Origin of the sequence: Pseudomonas sp. ES1, assembly GCF_050586605.1 — a bacterium.
Lineage (GTDB): Bacteria > Pseudomonadota > Gammaproteobacteria > Pseudomonadales > Pseudomonadaceae > Aquipseudomonas > Aquipseudomonas sichuanensis.
On sequence record NZ_JBOBDM010000024.1, the window covers coordinates 58,935 to 79,077 of the forward strand.

Annotated in this window: 12 protein-coding genes; 11 read left to right on the forward strand and 1 reads right to left on the reverse strand. The window is 64.6% G+C overall.

Annotated features, from left to right (window positions below):
• The first annotated feature begins 4 nt into the window (after positions 1-4).
• The 11 genes from tssJ (at position 5) to ACQ4N9_RS12480 (ending at position 17,096) form a co-directional block, all read left to right on the forward strand.
• Complete coding sequence (gene tssJ, locus ACQ4N9_RS12430) at positions 5-511, forward strand: type VI secretion system lipoprotein TssJ (RefSeq protein WP_390966539.1); 507 nt, start codon at positions 5-7, stop codon at positions 509-511.
• On the forward strand, positions 508-1,839 hold the full coding sequence (tssK, locus tag ACQ4N9_RS12435; protein ID WP_110996301.1) for a type VI secretion system baseplate subunit TssK: 1,332 nt from the start codon (positions 508-510) through the stop codon (positions 1,837-1,839). Before tssJ ends, tssK begins: the two co-directional genes overlap by 4 nt.
• Before the next feature lie 2 nt (positions 1,840-1,841).
• A complete protein-coding gene (icmH, locus tag ACQ4N9_RS12440; RefSeq protein WP_125462397.1) occupies positions 1,842-2,711 on the forward strand; it encodes a type IVB secretion system protein IcmH/DotU in 870 nt (289 codons plus the stop codon).
• Positions 2,712-2,725: 14 nt separating this feature from the next.
• The gene (gene tssM, locus ACQ4N9_RS12445; protein ID WP_125462398.1) at positions 2,726-6,253 is read left to right on the forward strand and encodes a type VI secretion system membrane subunit TssM; all 3,528 of its coding nucleotides are present in this window, start codon (positions 2,726-2,728) and stop codon (positions 6,251-6,253) included.
• On the forward strand, positions 6,253-6,981 hold the full coding sequence (locus ACQ4N9_RS12450) for a PP2C family protein-serine/threonine phosphatase (protein ID WP_110996304.1): 729 nt from the start codon (positions 6,253-6,255) through the stop codon (positions 6,979-6,981). Before tssM ends, ACQ4N9_RS12450 begins: the two co-directional genes overlap by 1 nt.
• Positions 6,978-8,024, forward strand: a complete 1,047-nt coding sequence (locus ACQ4N9_RS12455; protein ID WP_258644239.1) for a serine/threonine-protein kinase — start codon at positions 6,978-6,980, stop codon at positions 8,022-8,024. Before ACQ4N9_RS12450 ends, ACQ4N9_RS12455 begins: the two co-directional genes overlap by 4 nt.
• A 51-nt stretch (positions 8,025-8,075) precedes the next feature.
• Complete coding sequence (locus ACQ4N9_RS12460) at positions 8,076-11,051, forward strand: type VI secretion system tip protein VgrG (protein ID WP_430932957.1); 2,976 nt, start codon at positions 8,076-8,078, stop codon at positions 11,049-11,051.
• Entirely contained in the window at positions 11,048-15,814 is a 4,767-nt protein-coding gene (locus ACQ4N9_RS12465) for an RHS repeat-associated core domain-containing protein (RefSeq protein ID WP_390966545.1), read from the forward strand. Before ACQ4N9_RS12460 ends, ACQ4N9_RS12465 begins: the two co-directional genes overlap by 4 nt.
• 8 nt (positions 15,815-15,822) lie before the next feature.
• The gene (locus ACQ4N9_RS12470) at positions 15,823-16,119 is read left to right on the forward strand and encodes a hypothetical protein (protein WP_390966547.1); all 297 of its coding nucleotides are present in this window, start codon (positions 15,823-15,825) and stop codon (positions 16,117-16,119) included.
• A gap of 259 nt (positions 16,120-16,378) precedes the next feature.
• The gene (locus tag ACQ4N9_RS12475; protein ID WP_390966549.1) at positions 16,379-16,567 is read left to right on the forward strand and encodes a hypothetical protein; all 189 of its coding nucleotides are present in this window, start codon (positions 16,379-16,381) and stop codon (positions 16,565-16,567) included.
• A gap of 286 nt (positions 16,568-16,853) precedes the next feature.
• Positions 16,854-17,096, forward strand: coding sequence for a hypothetical protein (locus ACQ4N9_RS12480; protein WP_390966551.1), 243 nt, complete (start codon positions 16,854-16,856; stop codon positions 17,094-17,096).
• A gap of 876 nt (positions 17,097-17,972) precedes the next feature.
• Here the strand turns inward: ACQ4N9_RS12480 and ACQ4N9_RS12485 are convergent.
• Positions 17,973-19,607 carry a hypothetical protein gene (locus ACQ4N9_RS12485; protein WP_390966553.1) on the reverse strand — a complete coding sequence of 545 codons (1,635 nt, stop codon included), beginning with the start codon at positions 19,605-19,607 and terminating at the stop codon, positions 17,973-17,975.
• Between the last annotated feature and the right edge of the window lie 536 nt (positions 19,608-20,143).

Consider the following 20,143-nt stretch of genomic DNA (forward strand, 5'->3'; position numbering starts at 1 on the left):
ACCCATGACTCGCATCACCCGCACGATGCTCAGGGCGACGTGGGCCCTGGCCACCCTGTCCTGGCTGGCCGGCTGCAGCGCCCTGTCGCCGTACTCGCACATGACCAAGCTCGACCTCACCCTGACCGCCACCGACCAGCTCAACCTGGACATCAACGGCCGGCCGTCGCCGGTGGTGGTGCGCCTGTACGAGCTCAAGCGCCCGGTGGCCTTCGAGAGCACCGATTTCTTCACCCTCTACCAGCGCCCGAAAGAAGCCCTGTCGCAGGACATGGTGGCCACCGAGGAGCACGAACTGCGCCCCGGCGAAACCCTGAGCCTGAAGCTCAGCATCGACCCCGACAGCCGCTTCGTCGGCGTCATGGCCGCCTACCGCGACCTCGACCAGGCGCAGTGGCGCCGGGTGCAGGCCATTCGCGCCGGCGAGCGGGTCACCGCCAACCTCTACCTCGACCAGGCCGGCATCCACAACGGTGTGCCGGCCGTGGCGCAAGCGGGTGATCAGCGATGAACGTGCACAAGGTAGTCTGGCAGGAAGGGATGCTGCTGCGTCCCCAGCATTTCCAGCACAACGACCGTTACTACGACAGCCAGATGAAGACCCGCACCCAGCTGCTGGGCACCTACACCTACGGCTTCATCAACCTGGAAATCGACCTGCAGTTCCTCAACATGGGCAAGCTGGTGATCAGCCGCGCCGCCGGCATCCTGCCTGACGGCAGCTTGTTCGAGCTCGACGGCAGCAGCGAGCCGCTGGCCCTGGATGTGCCGCCGAATACCGGCGCCACGCCGATCTTCATGGCCCTGCCGCTGGTCACCGGTAACCACATCGAGGCGCGCCGCCCCGAGCAGTCCGATGTGCTGACCCGCTACACCACCTACGAGGTGGAGGTGTCCGACTCCAACGCCGGCGACGACAACAGCAGCCAGATCAACTGCGCGCGCCCGGACTTCCGCCTGCTGCTGGGCGAGCAGCAAACCGACCAGGCCTACGTCAAGCTCAAGGTCTGCGAGATCCTCGACACCTCGCCCGACGGCGTCATCAGCCTCGACCCAAACTTCGTGCCCACCTACATTCGCACCCACGCCTCGGTGTACCTGCTGTCGTGCCTCAAAGAGGTCATCAGCATGCTGGCGCTGCGTGGCGACACCCTGGCCGAGCGCATCCGCTCCAACGGCAAGGTCGGTGGCGCCGAGGTCGGCGACTTCATGATGCTGCAGCTGATCAACCGCACCGAAATGCTCCTGCGCCACTACCTGAGCCTGGAGCAGGTGCACCCCGAAGAGTTGTACCGCACCTTCCTGATCATGCTCGGCGACCTGTCGACCTTCTCCAGCGACACCAAGCGCCCGCGCCTGGATGCCCGCTACCAGCACAGCGACCAGGGCGCGAGCTTCCGCAAGCTGATGGAGTCGATCCGCCAGGTACTGTCGATGGTGCTCGAACAGCACGCCATCGAGCTGGAACTGCAACAGCGCCAGTACGGCATCCTGGTGTCGCCGCTGCACGACCCGGGCCTGCTCACCACCGCCTCGTTCGTGCTGGCCGCCAGCGCCAACTGCGAGTCCGAGGAACTGCGCCAGCGCCTGCCGTCGCACCTCAAGGTCGGCCCGGTGGAGCGCATCCGCCAGCTGGTCAACCTGCACCTGCCCGGGCTCAAGGTCAAACCGCTGCCGGTGGCGCCGCGGCAGATCCCGTTCCACGCCAACAAGACCTATTTCATCGTCGAACTCGACGCCGAAGATCGCAAGAAGATGGACGGTTCCGGTGGCTTCGCCTTCCACGTCACCAGTGAGTTCTCCGATCTCGAACTGAAATTCTGGGCCATCAGGAACTGAGCATGAGCAAGGACATGGATACCCCTCAGGACGACAAGACCGTCCTGTTCAACCAGGATGGCTCGGCACCGCAAGGGCAGGCCCTGACCGCCCTGGGCAGCTCGGCGCGGGCCGAGCCGCTGGAGCAGCGCATGGTCTATTCGGCGCGCCTGCCCTCGAGCGGCAGCTTCAGCGTCGGCCTCAACCCGCTGGTGGCTGCCGCCAGCGAGCTGCTCTCGGAAGTGGTGCGGCTCAAGCACAGCGACACCGCCGAAGACCTGAACAACCTCAAGGAGCGCCTGAGCGCCTGCGTGCGTGCCTTCGAGGCGCGCATCCATTACGAGGGCGTGGAGAGCGGCCAGGTCACCGTGGCCCGCTACCTGCTGTGCACCGTGGTCGACGAGGCGGTGGTTACCACTCCCTGGGGCAACGAGAGCCAGTGGTCGCAGATGAGCCTGCTCAGCGCCTTCCACAACGAGACCTTCGGCGGCGAGAAGTTCTTCTCGTTGCTCGACCGCATGTCGAAGAACCCGGTCAAGCACCTGGCGATGCTCGAACTGATGTACCTGTGCCTGTCGCTGGGCTTCGAGGGCAAGTACCGGGTCATCGACCGCGGCATGTCCGAGCTCGAGGGCATCCGTGACGCACTGTTCCGGCAGATCCGCCAGCTGCGCGGCGACGTGCCCCGCGAGCTGTCGCCGCGTTGGGAAGGGCTCGACCAGCAGCGCAACAGCCCGGTGCGCATCGTGCCGTGGTGGAGCGTGGCGTTGTTCACCCTGGTGTGCCTGGTGGTGATGTATTCCGGTTTCGCCTGGGTACTGGGCGAACAGCGCGCGACCGTCCTGCAACCCTTCCAGACGCTCGAGCAGCCAGCGGCCCAACCGCGGCAGTGACACAAGGACCTGTGATGAAGAATTTTTTCAAGAAAGTAGGCGCCTTCCTCGCCAAGACCTGGGTCTGGAGCCTGCTGCTGGTGCTGGCCCTGGCGCTGCTGGTGTGGTTCGCCGGCCCGTTGCTGGCCGTGGCCGACAACAAGTTCTGGGAAGACGCCGCCGCGCGGTTGCTGACCATCAGCGTGCTGTTTTTGGTGTGGGGCCTGTGGATGGTGTTCGCCAGCTGGCGCGCCAACAACCGCAAGCAGGAAGAGCTTGAGAGCGAGGACGGCCGCGAGCGCCTGGAACGCGAAGAGCGCAAGGACGAGGAGGCCAGGGAGATCAAGGCCCGCTTCAAGCATGCCTTGTCCACCCTCAAAAATTCGAGCCTGTATGGCGGGCGCAGCGAACGCTGGCGCCGCGACCTGCCCTGGTACCTGGTGCTCGGGCCCCAGGGCGCGGGCAAGACCAGCCTGATCGACCATTCGGGCCTGGAGTTCCCGATCAACGCGCTGGAGCGCAAGCTCGCCCGTGATCCGTCCAGCGGCGATTTCTGCGATTTCTACTTCGCCGAACAGGCCGTGCTGGTGGACACCGCCGGGCGCTTCCTCAACCAGTCCGACAGCGAGATCGACGGCAGCGCCTGGCGCGTGCTGCTCGACCAGCTGCGCCTGCGCCGGCGCAACCGCCCGCTCAACGGCGTGGTGGTCACCGTGCCGCTGGACACCCTGCTGGGGGGCGAAGCGGCGGTCAACGACCTGGCGCAGAAAGTCCGCTCGCGCTTGCAGGAGCTGCGCCAGCGCCTGCACGTCGAAGTGCCGGTGTACCTGGTGCTGAGCAAGACCGACCGCCTGCAAGGCTTTGACGCCTTCTTCGACCAGCAGTCGCGCGAAGAGAACGAGCAAGTGTTCGGCATCACCTTCGGCAAGGGCCAGAACGGCGCCGACACCGAGCTGCTGGCCAAGGAATTCCAGGGCCTGCTGCAACGCCTGGGCGACCAGGTCACCCAGCGCATGCACCACGAGCGCAACACCCAGCGCCGCGCGCGCATCCTCGACTTCCCGCACCAGCTGGGGCGCATCGGCGACCAGCTGTGCCTGTTCGTCGATGCCGCCTTCACTGGCAACCGCTACCAGCGCGCCAGCCAGCTGCGCGGCTTCTACCTGACCAGCGCGCCGCATCAGGCGCCGCGGGTCGACAGCGACAACGGCTTCCACCCCGGCCAGCCCGGCCGTGGCGCGGTGCAGGGCCGCTCGCGCTTCACCCTGCAACTGTTCAGCCGGGTGATCTTCCCCGAGTACGACCTGGCCGGCCTCGACCAGCGCGAACGCCGGCGCATCCACTGGGGCCAGCGAGCCGTCTACCTCGGTGCCTTGGGCGCGCTGGCGCTGTTCGGTGCGCTGTGGGCCGGCAGTTTCTCCGGCAACCACGAACGCCTGGAGCAGGTGCGTGAGCTGGGCCGTCAATGGCAGCGCCAACACCTTGCCCTGGATGCCCGCGACGATGCCCTGGCCGCGCTCAAGCCGCTGGACACCGCCTGGCAGGCCTCACGCGTGTTCCCCGTGCCCGGCGATGTCTCGCTGCTGCAACGCGGCGGCCTGTACCAGGGCGTGCCGGCCAACGAAGTGCTGCAACCGGCCTACCAGCGCGAGCTGGAAACCGTGCTGCTGCCCCGGGTGGCGCAGATGGTCGAAGGGCAGATCCGCAGCAACCTGAAGAACCGCGAGCGCCTGCTCAACAGCCTGCGCGCCTACCTGATGCTCGGCCTGCCCGAGCGCCGCGACCAGGCCTGGCTCAAGGACTGGGTGGCGGCTGGCTGGTCGCAGCGCTACAACGGCAACACGGCCGCCCAGGACAGCCTGAACACCCACTTCGGGCGACTGCTCGAGCAATCGTTCGCCTACCCGCTCAACGACGCCCTGGTGGCCCAGGCCCGCCAGGTGCTGCGCGCCGAATCGCTGGCCAGCGTGGTGTACCGCGTGCTGCGCGAGCAGGCCCGCAGCCTGCCTGAATACCGTCTCAGCCAGCAGCTCGGGCCGCAGGCCGCGCAGTTCGTCGGCATCGACTACCCGATCCCCGGCTTCTACACCTCCCAGGGTTACCAGCAGTACTTCTCGGTGCAGGGCGCCAACCTGGTCAACGACATCCTGCGCGACAACTGGGTGCTGGGCGAGGGCAGCGGCATCAGCGACATGGACATGCGCCGCCTGATGGTGGAGCTGGAGCAGCTGTACTTCCGCGACTACGCCAACTACTGGGGCGAGGCGGTCAACCAGGTCGGCCTGATCCCGTTCAGCGACGCCGGCGAAGGCGCCGATCAACTGTCGGCGCTGACCGCCGCCAACTCGCCGCTGCTGCTGTTGCTCACCGAGGTGCGCGAGAACACCCGCTTCCCGGTACTGGCCGAAGCCACCGACGAAGGCAACCCGGCCGCCGAAGCCGCCGCCAACAAGGCCGTGGCCAAGAAGCTCGGCAAGGGCGGCGCGGCCGTGGCCGGTGCCGTGGCCGACAAGGCCCGCGACGCCCTGGCCAAGAAGCCGCTGCCGGACACCGCGCGCATGGCCCTGCAACGGCGCTTCGAGCCGCTGCACCGGCTGCTCGACGACAACAACGGCCCGGGCCCCGACCTGGCGCCGACCCTGCAGGCGCTCAACGACCTGCAGCAGCAGCTGGCGGGCCTGGCCCGCTCCAACCAGGCCGAAGAAGCCTCGTACCAGATGGCCAAGGCGCGCATGTCGGGGCAACGTGACGCCCTGAGCAGCCTGCGCAACGGCACCGTGCGCCTGCCGCGCCCGGTGGCCGGCTGGTTCAACCTGCTGTCCGACGACATCTGGCGCATGGTGCTCAACGACACCTACACCTACCTCAACCAGCGCTACCAGAGCGAGCTGTACAGCCACTACGGCCGCACCATCGAGTCGCGCTACCCGTTCAACGCCCATGGCACCAGCGACGTGGCGATCAGCGACTTCCGCGACTTCTTCAAGGCCCAGGGCGTGGCGGACCGCTTCTTCGACACCTACATGCGCCCGTTCGTCAGCGGTGAGCCGGGCGCCTACCGCCTGCGCAGCCTCGACGGCCAGAGCCTGCCGATGACCAAGGCCTACCTCGAACAGATGAGCGCCGCCCAGACCATCCGTCAGAGCTTCTTCGCGCAGAACCCCGAAGAGCCGCAGGTGCAGTTCAAGCTCGAGCCGTACACCCTCGACCCGGCGGTGAGCCGCGCCGAGTTCCGCTTCGGCGACACGGTGATCGACTACCGCCACGGCCCGATCGTCTCCACCAGCCTGAAGTGGCCGACCGAAGCCCAGGACGGCAACACCAGCCTGACCCTGGAACAGCTCAACGGCCGCCCCATGGCGCTGGAGAAGAATGGTGGCCCGTGGTCGCTGTTCCGCCTGCTCGACCTGATGCAGACCGAGTACCTCAAGGGCCGCGACACCATGGTGCTCAAGGCCAATGTCGGCGGCATGCGCGCCAACTACCTGCTGACCAGCCAGCGCGCGCCGAACCCGTTCGACCTGAGCGTGCTGCGCGGCTTCCGCCTGCCAGGGGAGCTGTGATGCGCGCAGCCAGCCCTTGGCGCAGCGCGGCGCGCACCGACCCCGGCAAGGTCCGTGCGCGCAACGAGGACGCCTTTCTCGACTGCCCGCAGCACGGGCTGTGGGCGGTCGCCGACGGCATGGGCGGCCACGAGGCCGGTGATATCGCCAGCCAGATGATCGTCGAGAGCCTGGCCGATCTGCCGGCCGCCAGCAGTTTCGACGAGCGCGTGCTTGCCGTGCGCCAGTGCCTGCACTGGATCAACCGGCGCCTGGGCCAGGAGCTGACGGTGAGCGTCGCCGGCCAGGCGCGGGTGATCGGCAGCACCGTGGTGACCCTGCTGCTCGACGGCCGTCGCGGTGCCTGCGTGTGGGCCGGCGACAGCCGCTGCTACCTGTGGCGCGGCCAGCGCCTGTACCAGCTGACCCGCGACCATTCGCTGCAACAGCAACTGATGGACCAGCAAAGCATGAGCGCCGAGCAGGCCCGCGAGCACCCCTCGGCCCGGGCCCTGACCCGCGCCGTCGGCGCCAGCGCCAGCCTCACCCTGGAAGTGCTGGAGTTCGATGCGCAGCCGGGCGACGTGTTCCTGCTGTGCAGCGACGGCCTCTACGACGGCCTGGAGAGCGGCGGCCTGGGCCACGCCCTGGACCTGGCCTCGCCCGGCGAGGCCCTGCAACGCCTGTTCGACACCGCCCTGGGCGGCGCGGCGAAAGACAACCTGACCGCAGTGGTGATCCACCGATGAACCTTGGCAGCGGCGACGCGCTTGACGTGCTCGACGCCCTTGAGCAGGGCAGCGAGTCGACCTACTTTGCATTCACCCAGGCCAGCGAGGCCGAGCCCGCCCGCACCGGCAAGGCACGGCGCAAGCGGCGCGGCAAAGGCCGCGCGCAACCTGCGCCGGCCCCGGCCGTGCGGGCGCTGGCGCCGATTCCCGACGTGCTCGCCGGGCGCTACCGCCTGGAACGCCTGCTCGGCGCCGGCGGCATGGGCCTGGTGTATCGCGCCCGCGACCTGTTGCAGGAGGGCTTTGGTGACCCACAGCCGTTGCTGGCGGTGAAGCTGATGAGCGACCAGTTGGCCACGGCGCCCGACGCCAACGCCCTGCTGTTCAACGAGTTCGCCCTCACCAGCCGCCTGCGCCACCCCAACCTGGTGCGCCTGCAAGGCTTCGCCATCGACCCGCAGAGCGAACGCGGCTTCATCACCATGGAGCTGATGCGCGGCACCTCGCTGGACCGCCTGCTCTGTGACCAGCCGCTGGGCCTGGCCTGGGCGCAAGTGCGCGAGATCGCCGTGCCGCTGCTCGACGCCCTGGCCTGCGTGCATGCCCAGGGCGTGGTGCACGGCGACCTCAAACCCAGCAACGTGATGCTCGGCGACGACGGCCTGCGCCTGTTCGACTTCGGCCTGGGCCTGGCCCTGGACGGCCCACTGGCCGGCCTGCCGCACCTGAGCCATGGCCGCTTCGAAGCCTGGACCCCGGCCTACGCCGCCCCCGAACTGTTCGAGGGCGGCACGCCGAGTACCGCCAGCGACCTGTATGCGGTGGCGTGCGTGCTGTACGAGCTGATTACCGGGCGCCACCCCTTCGAGCGCGTGCCGTCGCTCAAGGCCCGTGACCAGGGCATGCAACTGACGGCCAAGGCCCCGCCCGGCATGCCAGGCAAGGCCTGGGCCGCGCTGCGCCGGGCCCTGGCCTTCGACCCCGAGCAGCGCCGCGTCGATGCCGGGCAGCTGCGCGACGCCTTCGCCGCGCAAGGCTTCTGGGCCAGGCTCCGGCGATGACGCCAGGCCACGGACGCATTAACACGAATTCACGCACATAGAGGGACAAGGATGTTTGCCGCCGCGAACCAGACCCATTTCAGCCTGCACATCGACGGGTTGGAGCATGACTTCCAAGTGCTTGCCTTCGATGGCAACGAAGCCATCAGCCAGCCCTACGCCATCGACCTGGAGCTGGTCAGCGAGCGCCCTTCGCTGGACCTGGAAAACCTGCTGCACAAGCCCGCGTTCCTTCAGCTCGGCGACGACGGCCGTGGCCTGCACGGCCTGATCTACCGCGCCGCGCAAGGCGAGGCGGGCAAGCGCCTGACCCGCTATCAGGTGACCCTGCGCCCGCAGCTGGCGTACCTGGCCCACCGCATCAACCAGCGCATGTTCCAGCACATGACCGTGCCGAAGATCATTGCCCAGGTGCTGGAAGAGCACGGCATTCTTGCCAACGCCTATCAGTTCCAGCTCGGTGCCCTGTACCCGGACCGCGAGTACTGCGTGCAGTACGACGAGTCCAACCTGCAGTTCATCCAGCGCCTGTGCGAAGAGGAGGGGATTCACTACCACTTCCGCCACAGCGCCGACGGCCACCAACTGGTGTTCGGCGACGATCAGACGGTGTTCCCCAAGCTGGCGCCGGTGCAGTTCCAGCACGACTCCGGCCTGGTCGCCGACACGCCGATGATCAAGCGCTTCGCCCTGCGCCTGGAAACCCGCACCAGCAGCGTCACCCGCCGCGATTACGACTTCAAGAAACCGCTGATCCAGCTCGAAGGCGCGGCCGACAGCCTCGACGAACCGGCTCTGGAAGACTACGACTACCCCGGCCGCTTCCTCGACCGACCACGCGGCAAGCACCTGGCCACCCGCGCCCTGGAACGCCACCGCAGCGACTACCAGCAGGCCACCGGCGACAGCGACCAGCCGCTGCTCGCCAGCGGGCACTTCCTGACCCTGGGCAGCCACCCCAACGCCCAGTGGAACGACCTGTGGCTGCTCACTGACGTGCACCACCAGGGCCGCCAGCCGCAGGTACTGGAAGAGGCCATCACCAGCGACGTCGACGCCAAGTACGATGGCTTCCAGCAGGGCTACCGCAACTTCTTCGTGGTTACCCCGTGGCAGCAGCCGTACCGCCCGCCGCTGAAACACCCGAAACCCAAGGTGCTGGGTGATCAGCGCGCCGTGGTCAGCGGCCCGGCTGGTGAAGAGATCTACTGCGACGAGTTCGGCCGCATCAAGGTGCAGTTCTTCTGGGACCGCGAAGGCCAGTCCGACGACAAGTCCAGCGTGTGGATGCGCGTGGCGTCGAGCTGGGCCGGGCAGGGCATCGCTGGCCTGCAACTACCGCGCATCGGCATGGAGGTATTGGTCAGCTTCCTCGAAGGCGACCCCGACCAGCCGCTGGTGACCGGTTGCCTGTACCACGGCGTGAACATGCCGCACTACAAGCTGCCCGACCTCAAGACCCTGGCCACCATCAAGAGCAAGGAATACAAGGGCAGCCGCGGCAACGAACTGCGTATCGACGACACCACCAGCGAAATCAGCATCGCGCTACGCAGTGACCATGGCGCCAGTGCGCTGAACCTCGGTTACCTGACCCACCCCAGACCGAGTGGCGGCGCGCCACGTGGTGAAGGTTTCGAACTGCGCACCGATCGCCACGGCGCCATCCGTGCTGCCGGCGGTTTGCTGCTCACCACCGAGCCCCGCGCCAACGAAGCCAAGCACCACAAGGACCTGCCCGAGACCGCCGAACGCCTGGCCACCGCCAGCGACCAGCAGGACAGCCTGGCGGAACTTGCCAAGCAGATGCAGGCCCAGGAACCGGGCGACCAGGACACCGTGGCCAAGGACCTGCACAAGCAGCACCAGGGCATTCTCGGCAGCGGCCCGGGCGACCTGACGAAAAACGAGTTCGCCGAATTCACCCAACCGCACCTGGTGGTGTCGAGCCCTGCTGGCATCGCCCTGACCACCCCCGGCCCCAACCACCTCACCAGCGGCAGCCACCTGGCCCTGAGCAGCACCGGCCACACCAGCCTGGCCATCGGCAAACGCCTGCTGGCCAGTGCCAGCCAAGGCATGCGCCTGTTCGTGCAGAGCCTCGGCCTACGCCTGGTGGCAGCCTCCGGCGATATCGATTTCCGCGCGCTGAAGGACAACATCAACCTGCTGGCCAAGCTCGACATCACCGCCAACGCCGACCGCATCACCCTCAAGGCCAAGACCGAGCTGGTGGTACAAGGCGGCGGCAGCGGCACGACCTACAACGCCGGCGGCATCACCCATGTCACCAGCGCCAACTACACCGCCCACGCCGCGCAGTTCGCCCATATCGGCGGGGCGAGCATGGCCGGCACCTTCCCCGAACCGCCCAAGCCGGGCAAGGGTGCGCTGGAGCTGTTCAACCTGTACGCCAACACCAAAGGCATCAAGGCCGGCGACTACGAGGTCACCGATGCCCTGGGCACGCTGCTCAAGGGCGCGCTGGACGGGCAGGGGTTCAATACCGTCTCCGGCGCGGCGCCGGGGCCGGCCATGGCCAAGTTCGGCCTCGACACGGCCGATACCTGGAGCCTCGGCAGCTTCGCCAAGGGGCTGCCCTGGCCGAAGCTGCCCGTGGCCGAAGAGGGCACGCCGTCGCTGCTCGAATCGATGTACGCCAAGCTCGCCCCCGACGGCAGCGGCGGCATGCTGGACAAGGCCAAGCAACTGGCCAGCAGTGGCATGAGCGCGGCGAAGACCGGCATGGGCCTGCTCAAGACCGGGCAGAACACCCTGCAAAGCGCGCAGCAGGTGCAAGCCGCGCTCAAGGGCGGCGTGGCTGGCCTGCCGCAACTGGCCTCTGCCGCCAGCTCGGCGCTGCCGGCCGCTTCTGGCGCACTGGGCGCCGCCGGCAAGGCTGGCGCCGCCGTCCAGGGCGCCATGGCCAGCCTGCCCAAGTTGCCGACCCTGCCCAAACTCCCCGACTTCAAGGCGCCGAGCCTGAATACCCTGACTGACCTGATGCCAGGCGAGCTGATCTCATGACTGCACAGAATGCCGCAACAAACGAAAACGCCCGTGCCCCTCAGGTCGCGATCACCCCACTCGCCGAGGTGCAGATCGAGGACGTTGGCCGTGGCGCGGTGGTGTTCGATACCTGGCTGCGCAACACCAGCGCCAGCTTCGTCACCCTCGAACGCCTCAAGGGCGTGGCTGGCAACGTGGCCGTGGCCGGTAACATCATCGCCCTGGTGGATGCCTTGGGCGATATCGCCATCCTCACCCGCAACAAGGTGCCCGACCCGATCGATTGCGCCACCTACGGCATCAACCTGATTGGCCTGGTCACCTCGCCCGCCAGCGCGGCGGCGGCCCGCATGGCCCTGCGCCCGATGCTGTTCATCGTGCGCCAGGAGGGCAAGCAGGTGCTGGGCGATGCACTGATCGAGCTGATGGTCGGCCACCTCAACGCCGATATCGTCGGCAGCATCGACGACTTCGTCGGCCAGGCCGCAGGCAATCTCAAGGCCGCACTGGCCGACGCTGCCACCCTCGGCGAGCAACTGATCCTCGACATCGCCGGCGGCCTGGCCGCCCTGGCTGCCGGCCCGGCCCCCGCCAGCGTGGCGGCCGGTGGCGGGGGCAGCCTGCTGCTGCATGACCCGCAAGCCAGCATCGGCAACTACCTGGCCGGTGCCTTCAACGCCTACAAGAGCGCCGGCAAGGGCATGACCAGCGCCGACATCAGCCCCGCGCTCAGCGCCGCCGGCAAGACTGAGCTGCTGGCCCACAGCGCCCGCCTGCGGCTGTTGGCCCCGCTGGTGCGCGGCGAGATCCTCAAGCTGGGCGACGCCGGCAGCCCCGGCTCCATCGAGGCCCTGCGCCTGACCCTGGCCAGCAGCGTCAAGCAGTGGCGCCAACGCAACCCGCAACAGGTGGTGGCGAACGTCAAGGCGGGCGGCACCAGCAAGGCTCGCCACCAGCTGGCCGAAGGCAAAGTTGAAACCCAAAAGGAGCAGATGCCTGCCTCCCAGGCCCCCAACCAGTGCAAGAACGGCGCCCCGGCCAACACCTGCAACAGCATCAACTTCGCCCTGGGCAGCGAGACCCTGCAGCACACCGACTTCAGCCTGCCCGGCCCGTTCCCGATCACCTGGACCCGCACCTACCACTCGCGCCTGGCCGCCCTCGACAGCGGCAGCCTCGGCGCCCGCTGGATCACCGCTTTCACCACCTGCATCGATGTGCAGGACGATGGCCTGCTGCTGCACGATATCGACGGCCGCAGCCACGCCTACCCGCTGCCCAAGGTTGGCAAAACCCATTACGACGCGATCGAGTACCGTGGCCTGACCCGCACCACCGACACCCAGCTCATCCTGTCGCGCGGGCAGGAGCGCCACGAGACCTACGAGCGCGTCGGCGAGCGCTTCCACCTGGTGCATATCGTCATGCGCAACGGCGTCGGCGCGATGCTGCACTACGAGCACAGCCACAACGGCCGCCCGGTGCTGTCGGACATCAACACCTACGCCGACAACGACCCGAGCAAGGTGCACCTGCAACTGGGCACGCTGCTCGATGACCACGGCCATATCCAGGGCCTGTGGCAAGTGGTCGACGGCAAGCCGCTGCGCCAGCTGTGCGCCTACCACTACGACGACCAGGGCGACCTGATCGCCGCCCAGGACGAGCACGGCGCCGCCTGGCGCTACCAGTACCAGCACCACCTGATCACCCGCTACACCGACCGCACCGAGCGCGGCCTGAACCTGGAATGGGACGGCAGCGGCCCGCACGCCCGGGCGATCCGCGAATGGGCCGACGATGGCAGCTTCGAAACCCGCCTGGCGTGGGATGAACACATCCGCCTGACCACCGTGACTGACGCCTACGGCGGCCAGACCCGCCACTACTACGACGCCGAAGGCTACACCTACCGCATCCAGCACGCTGACGAGCGCTCCGAGTGGCTGTTCCGCGACGCCCGCAAGAACGTGATCCGCCACCTGCACGCCGACGGCAGCCAGGACCGCTACACCTACGATGAGCGCAGTAACCGCCTGCAGCACATCCGCGCCGACCATACCGTGGTGCACTACGCCTACGACGACCAGGACCAGCTGATCAAGATCAGCGATGCCGAAGGCGGCCTGTGGCTGCGCGACTACGACGACGCCGGCAACCTGGTCGAAACGGTCGACCCGCTGGGCAACAAGACCGAGTTCGCCTACACCTCAACCGGGCAGCTCAAGGCGGTCAAGGACGCCAACGGCAACGAGAAGAAGCTGGCGTACAACGACGCCGGGCAACTGCTCGAGTACACCGACTGTTCCGGCAAGACCAGTAAATGGGAGTACGACGAACTGGGGCGCCTGGTGCAGGCCAGTAATGCGCTGGGCGAGAGCATCCAGTACGCCTACAAGGCGGGGCAGTTGAGCAAGGTCACCCATGCGGACATGACCGAAGAGCGCTTCGAGCGCGATGCCGAAGGCCGGTTGCTGGCCCATGTCGATGCGCTGGACCGGTGTACCACCTGGAGCTATACCCGCGCCGGGATGCTCGCCGAGCGTGTCGATGCGCTGGAGCACAAGCTGCGCTACCGCTGGGACAAGCTCGGCCGGTTGCTCAGCCTGGAGAACCAGAACGAGAGCCGCGCCAGCTTCGTTTACGACCTGGCCGGGCGCCGCCTGGAAGAGACCGGCTTCGATGGCCTGACCACCCGCTACCAGTACGACCCGAGCAGCGGTCGGCTGGCGAGCAGCCAGGTCGGCCAGCGCCGCATCGACCTGCGCTTCGATGCCATGGGGCGCCTGGTCGAGCGCTGCGCAAGCCAGGGCGATCAGCAGCAGAGCGAAACCTTCGCCTACGATGGCAACGGCAAGTTGATCCAGGCGCTCAATGCCGTCAGCAAGCTGCAGTGGTTCTACGATGACGCCGGCAACCTGACCCGCGAGCATCAGCACTACCTGATGACCGGCGACCCGATGGTGGCGGTATGGCGCCATGAGTACGATGCGCTGAACCGCCGCACCGCAACCATCCGCCCGGACGGCCACAAGGTCAGCTGGCTGACCTACGGCAGCGGCCACCTACTGGGCATGACCCTCGATCAGCACGAGATGCTCGCCTACGAGCGCGATGACCTGCACCGCGAAGTCGTGCGCCACCAGGGCAACAAGCTCATGCAGATGCAGCGCTGGGGCAAGACGGGGCTCCCCGAAGAGCAATGGCTCGGCAGCCATGACGGCAAGACTGCCCTGCTCAAGCGCCAGTATGAATACGACACGGTGGGGCAGTTGACCGATATCCACGACAGCCGCCGTGGCCAGCTGGCGTATCAATACGACCCCCTGGGGCGCTTGTTGCAGGCCAACAGCCGCCTGGGCGCCGAAACCTTCGCCTTCGACCCGGCGGGCAACCTGCTGGATGAAACCCAGCAGCTCAACCGCCCCCTGGAAGAAGACGCCCGGCGCAACAAGGTGATGGACAACCTGCTGCGCACCTATGCCGGCAGCCAGTATCGCTACGACGAGCGCGGCAACCTGAGCCATCGCCTGCAAGACGGTGCGCAGGCGCACTTCACCTGGGACCTGTTCAACCGGCTGGTGCGTTACAACGACGACAGGCTCAAGGTCGAATACAGCTATGACGCACTGGGCCGTCGCCTGCACAAGCATTCGCTCGCCCATTACTGGGACAAGCCCGAAGCCGGCACCGGCTGGAACCAGCTGGAACGGGCCAGGCGCCAGCGTGAACTGCACTGCGGCTTCACCCTGTATGGCTGGGACGGCGAAACCCTGGCCTGGGAAAGCTCGCCGCCGCTGGATGAGGGCGATACCGGCCGCACCGTGCACTACCTGTACGAGCCCGGCAGCTTCGTGCCGGTCGCCCAGGCCCTGCACAACCGCCCGGTACTCCTGTTCAAACAGCCGGACTGGGCGGGGCGCGAGTACGACTTCGACCGCGATCCGCTGTGGCACACCGAGGTCAAACCGCAGGCCTTCGATGCCATGGCCTGGTACCACTGTGACCATCTGGGCACACCGCAAGAGCTCACCGATGAGCAGGGGGACGTGGTCTGGAGTGCGCATTACACCGCGTGGGGCGAAATACGCGAGGAGCGAACGGAGCAAGCCAGATTGCAGGGGGTGAGCAACCCGATTCGCTTCCAGGGGCAATACCAGGACCCGGAAACGGCGCTGCACTACAACCGCTATCGGTATTACGAGCCGAAAATGGCGCGGTATGTGTCCAGGGACCCGATTGGGATGCAGGGTGGGATGAACGTTTACAGTTATGTCAGCAACACACCTGCTATGCGGGCGGACCCGTTGGGATTGTGGGATACAGCGTTTGGCAACATGGCGGGCGTGCAGGAGCGTGCATCGTTGGGCATGCACATGATGAAAGAGGGCAAATCGCCTGAGGAAATCTCCAAGGCGGTGGCGCCAGGCCCTGCTCGGCCGATCATGACGGGAGAATGTCGAGGCTCCTTGATGGCTGCCATGGGCACCGGTTTCTCCGTGACCGTAAAAGCCAACGAAGTCAGTGGGCTTTCGGGCGAGGGCGCTGTTCCGATGATTGCAGCAGGCGCACGGGCAACCGCTAGCTGCGGTTTCAAGTTTGCCGACCCGGATGCCAAGTCGCTACCCGCCGCGGCAGGTGTTGGCTTCAGCGTAGGGGTTGTCAGTTTCGATATCAGCCAGACCTCCACGTGGCCAGAGGTTTATATCGGCGTGGGCCCCGGCATCGGCCCGGAAATCAAGACACCAGTGGCGCCGGCTGTCGCAGTACCGCTGTTCTAGGAGAGGTTATGTGCGAGTTGCTGCAAATCATCAGGATCGCCGGCTTTGCGCTCTGTGTGGTTGCGGGGCTGACTGCCGTACTTTCTGCAAATTCATACTGCAAAAAGAACGGGATCAACATGAATACCTTCGAGGGCATGTTCGAAATGTACCGGAGGGTTTTCAAGTTTGAGAACAAACGCCTGTCGATACTGATGTTGTCTACCACCTATGGCGGGGCGGTGTTGATGGTGGGGGTTGCCGCCATTACATTCTGGGGGCAGGCGCAAGGGTGTGACTTCCACATCAATCGTTTAGCGCGCTGATCGGTGGAGGGCAGCGCCGCTGCAGCTATGCGAGTCACACACCGGCTATGCGGGCGGATCCATTGAGGTTGTGGGATGCGCCGTTTGCCAACATGCCGGGCTTGCAGGAGCGTGCGCTGCCTCAGTCACCGCTTTTCAGAGGTGATGTATGTGCGAAGTTGTTCAGTTCGTGAGAATTGCCTTGTTTGTGGTCTGTGCCGGGTTGGTTTTTACTTCGATCATTTGTGCGAACGCCTATTGCAGGAAGGTGGGTGTGAATATGAATACCTTCGAAGGCATGCTTGAGATGTATCGGAGGGTGTTTAAATTCGAGAATAGGTTGTTATCTATCTTGGTGCTGTTCAGCATGTATGGCGGGGCTTTGATGGTGTTGGGGCTTGTCAGCTTGACATTCTGGGGCGAGGCGCAGGGGTGTGATTTTCATATCAATGATCGGGCCATAAGGTAGCCAGATACAGCGAGTATAGCGATGGCGTCTTCGGTCGCCATCCGTAAAAAAGCCATTGCCGGTAGCGCTAGGGGAGCAGTGAGGCTAGTGCTTCTCGATATCGGGACTGTCCCGAATTCAGCATGCCCTGATATCGATATTGGTGTAGGCCCTTGTATTGGGCCTGAACTCGAGACTCCATACTTGTCGATCCTAATGTAACTATTTTCCTGTAGTTAAGTGAGAGTTTATTGTGTGTGTATGGTTGGAGCTATTGGTCGAGCTTGTATATTGGGGATTGGCAATTATGTTGGTTGTCACAGTGCTCTATGGGCATTTTTATTCAAAGAGAAACGGGATAAATATTAATACATTCCCTGGGGTGCTTGAGTTGTTTGGTCATGTTTTTAAGTTTAAAGATAAAGTGTTGTCCGGTTTGTATATTTTTTCTATGTATGGCGGTGCGATTATTGGTATTGGTTTGGCTGTGTTGATTTTTTATGCGGAATCCAAGGGGTGTGATATTCATGTCAAAGTCAGTATAGGTTGATGTTTAGGTGTGTGTTGCGAGGCTTGGGTTGTGCCAAATGATCAGTGTGTGTACGAAAAAACCAGGGCTTCGCTGTCAATCCGCGCTACCTCATACAGAGCCTGAATACTGGGTTGAATATGATTTATTGAGGTTTGTGTATGTGTGATGAAATTGATGTTGCAAGGAAATTGTTGTTCACGCTTTGCATGCTTATGCTTTTTCTGACTATCGTGTATATGGCTGTTTATGCGAAAAGGGAGGGGGTTGATTTTAATACGGTGGGCGGGTTGCTTGAGGTGTATCGGCGTGCGTTTGCACGTGAGCATAAAACGCTATTCTGGGTAGTGCTTATTGGGATTTATGGGAATACGCTAATTTTGCTTTTTTCATTTGGGCTTTATTACTGGGGGCTCTCCGAGGGGTGTGTCTTCAAGCTGAGCGGTAGATGGTCAAATCTGTAAAATTTCGGTGTTTAATCAGCAGGAATGCGTCATGTGTGTTTGGCTGAATGCTGTGATTCAAATGTTTTTTGGGGGGCGAATTTTTTACGTTGTTTTTCACGGTTTTTACGCAAATTCCTATTGCAAGAAAAGCGGAAGAAACATGAATGCGTTCCCAGGTTTTTTGAGATGTATCGTCGAGTCTTCAGGTTTGAGAACAAAAGGCTTTCTTGGATTGTTCTTTTGACTGTTTATGGTGGGGCGCTTGCTGGGGTTTTTGGATTGCGAAGCGCTCCTTTACCCGATATCAAATAGTGTCAAAGATGCCGCAAATTCAGGCTTTGCTGCCGCGTTGCGGCAGATCGCGGGGCAAGTCGCATCGGCGCACCGCCGCTCCCACAAAACCTTTCGTACAGAGCATAGATAAAAGCTCCCCCGCCACAGAGCGCGCCCGTCAATCCTGCTGCGTCCCGGGAACGCCAAATCCATACCCTTGCAACAGGTCCTGACGAATGCTGGTCCCCAGGGCATACAGCCTGTCCTGTTGAGGTGCGGCCCAGTCAATCGCCGCACTGGCCAGGGCAAGGGTCAGGCCGAGGGCTTCCTCGCCCTGCTGCGGCAGGTCGCCCGCCGACACCTTCGGCTTGCTGGTAACCAGCGAAACGCTGGCCAACAGCACCACGTACACCCCCAGCAGTTTCAGGTACAGACCAAGCGGTTGTGCCTTCACCAGGCGCAACAGGTAGGACAGCGCACGGAACCCATGCACGGCCAGCCCACAGAGGATCAGCAGGGCAGCTACGCCGGGGGTGATCAGATCGCGGTAGCTGTCGCGGCCCAGGGTCGAAAGATCGCCCGCCGCGGCGACGCGCTGCTTCATCAATTCACGGGCGTCGTGCTGCAGCGTGGGCAGGTAGACCGAGCGCACGTAATACTCCTCGGTCAGGTAGGCATACAGGGTAATGCTCGGCGGCAGCGCCAAGTCCTGGCGCCACTGCCCCTGGATGGCATCCACCGCCAGGAACGCCGGGCGCTTGAGGCCGGGTTCGATCCAGCCAGCATTGATCCGCTGCTGCAGCAGTGTTGCGTAGTGGTTGCGTGCGTCACGTCGCACCTGGCTGGCCACGGCGCGGTTGAAACCGGGGCGGTCGTCGGGCCGCCAGAGGTCGTTGACCGGTACGTTCATCTGCTCGCGCAGGACATGGCGCACGTCTTGCCATTCGCTGCTGGGCAGGGTCCAGGGGTTGAGGTTGCGCCCGCGGCTGCTGAGCAGGCGCAGGTAGTCGGTCCAGGCCTGGCCCTGGCGCTGGAGGATGGCCAGGCGGCTGGTGGCCCCCGCGTAGTAAAGGCTGGCGCGACGGTACTGGCGGTAGTTGTCTTCCTGCCGCCCGGTGGCCTGGCGGTAGCGTTCATAGTTGCGCTGCAGGCCGCCGCGTTGCTGGTCGGCGAGTTGTTCGAACAAGGCCTGCGGCGTCAGGCCTTCTGTGACTTTCAGCGCGGTGATGTGCGGCAGGCGCAGGGCCAGTTCGGCCAGCTGCAGTTTGCCTTGCGGGCTGCGCAGTTGCTCGGCTGTTGCTGCCTGGCCATCCAGACGCAGGTCGTGGTGCAGCATGAGGTTGAGCAACGGGATGCCGAAGGCGGCCTGGGCCTGCTGCTCGGGGCTGGCCTGTTCGACCAGGCTGTCCACCAGCAGGCGCTGGGCGTGATAGCCGAGGTACAGGCAGCTGCCGCAGGTGATCAAGGCCCAGAGTACCGTGCGCCCGAACGGCCAACCCTGGCGCATGCTCTTGCGCAGCAGGCAACTGAGTACCAGCAGGGCCAGGGCGGCGGCGCCCAGCCATTGGCCCTGGCGGGCGAAATTTTGCAGCAGGGAATGTGGCACGAGGCTGCCGACCAGGTCGGTCAGTTGCGCGAGGTAGCCCAGCGCGAGCACCAGGTAGATCACGGTCGGTATCAGCATCAGCCGCGCAAACCCGCATTCCTGGGCGCGGGTCAGCGGCAGGTCGCCACCCCACAAGGCGCGGGCCAGGCGTTGCCAGGGTGTGTGTTCCTGGCCATGGGCGGAGCGTAGCAACAAGGCGCCGATCATCAGGCACTGCCTGCTTGGCAAAGGAAAAGGGCAGGGCTGGGCGAAGTGGGCTCTGGGGTGTTCACGCGCGGCTTTCCTTGTCGAATCGGTGGAGCGTCCATTAAATGCGGCGCGATAGTAGCACGTTGATGTTAGCGGCGCGGGGGCAGCCCTGAACCATGCGCAGGATGGCCTGTAAGCCATGGGAAAATCGGGTCGCTGACTTTTTGCTCAACTGCGCAAGAAGTTGCGCACTTCGATGTGGATAAGTCTGTGGATAAGCGCTGTGGGCATTGCTGTGTATGGCCTGCAGCCATCTGCGCAACTTTTTGCCAGCACTGCGCAAGAAGTTGCGCAACTTTTGAATGCTCATCGCTAAAGGAGGCACTCGAATGGATGGCTCAGATAAATAACTAATTGAATTTATTGGTTATTTTTCAATTGGCACAGCTCTTGTATCGAAAGCTGCTCCCGCTCGGCAATTTCCTGCCGTCTGCGCGACTTTTTTCTTACGCAAGGAGAGCACCATGGCAACACCAGCCTACATGTCCGTCACC

Bases quoted from the DNA above. Each gene is read 5' to 3' on its own strand.
- tssK (WP_110996301.1), top strand. From the start codon at position 508: ATGAACGTGCACAAGGTAGTCTGGCAGGAAGGGATGCTGCTGCGTCCC.
- icmH (WP_125462397.1), top strand. From the start codon at position 1,842: ATGAGCAAGGACATGGATACCCCTCAGGACGACAAGACCGTCCTGTTC.
- tssJ (WP_390966539.1), top strand. From the start codon at position 5: ATGACTCGCATCACCCGCACGATGCTCAGGGCGACGTGGGCCCTGGCC.
- ACQ4N9_RS12480 (WP_390966551.1), top strand. From the start codon at position 16,854: ATGTTGGTTGTCACAGTGCTCTATGGGCATTTTTATTCAAAGAGAAAC.
- tssM (WP_125462398.1), top strand. From the start codon at position 2,726: ATGAAGAATTTTTTCAAGAAAGTAGGCGCCTTCCTCGCCAAGACCTGG.
- ACQ4N9_RS12460 (WP_430932957.1), top strand. From the start codon at position 8,076: ATGTTTGCCGCCGCGAACCAGACCCATTTCAGCCTGCACATCGACGGG.
- ACQ4N9_RS12455 (WP_258644239.1), top strand. From the start codon at position 6,978: ATGAACCTTGGCAGCGGCGACGCGCTTGACGTGCTCGACGCCCTTGAG.
- ACQ4N9_RS12470 (WP_390966547.1), top strand. From the start codon at position 15,823: ATGTGCGAGTTGCTGCAAATCATCAGGATCGCCGGCTTTGCGCTCTGT.
- ACQ4N9_RS12450 (WP_110996304.1), top strand. From the start codon at position 6,253: ATGCGCGCAGCCAGCCCTTGGCGCAGCGCGGCGCGCACCGACCCCGGC.
- ACQ4N9_RS12485 (WP_390966553.1), bottom strand. From the start codon at position 19,607: ATGATCGGCGCCTTGTTGCTACGCTCCGCCCATGGCCAGGAACACACA.
- ACQ4N9_RS12465 (WP_390966545.1), top strand. From the start codon at position 11,048: ATGACTGCACAGAATGCCGCAACAAACGAAAACGCCCGTGCCCCTCAG.
- ACQ4N9_RS12475 (WP_390966549.1), top strand. From the start codon at position 16,379: ATGAATACCTTCGAAGGCATGCTTGAGATGTATCGGAGGGTGTTTAAA.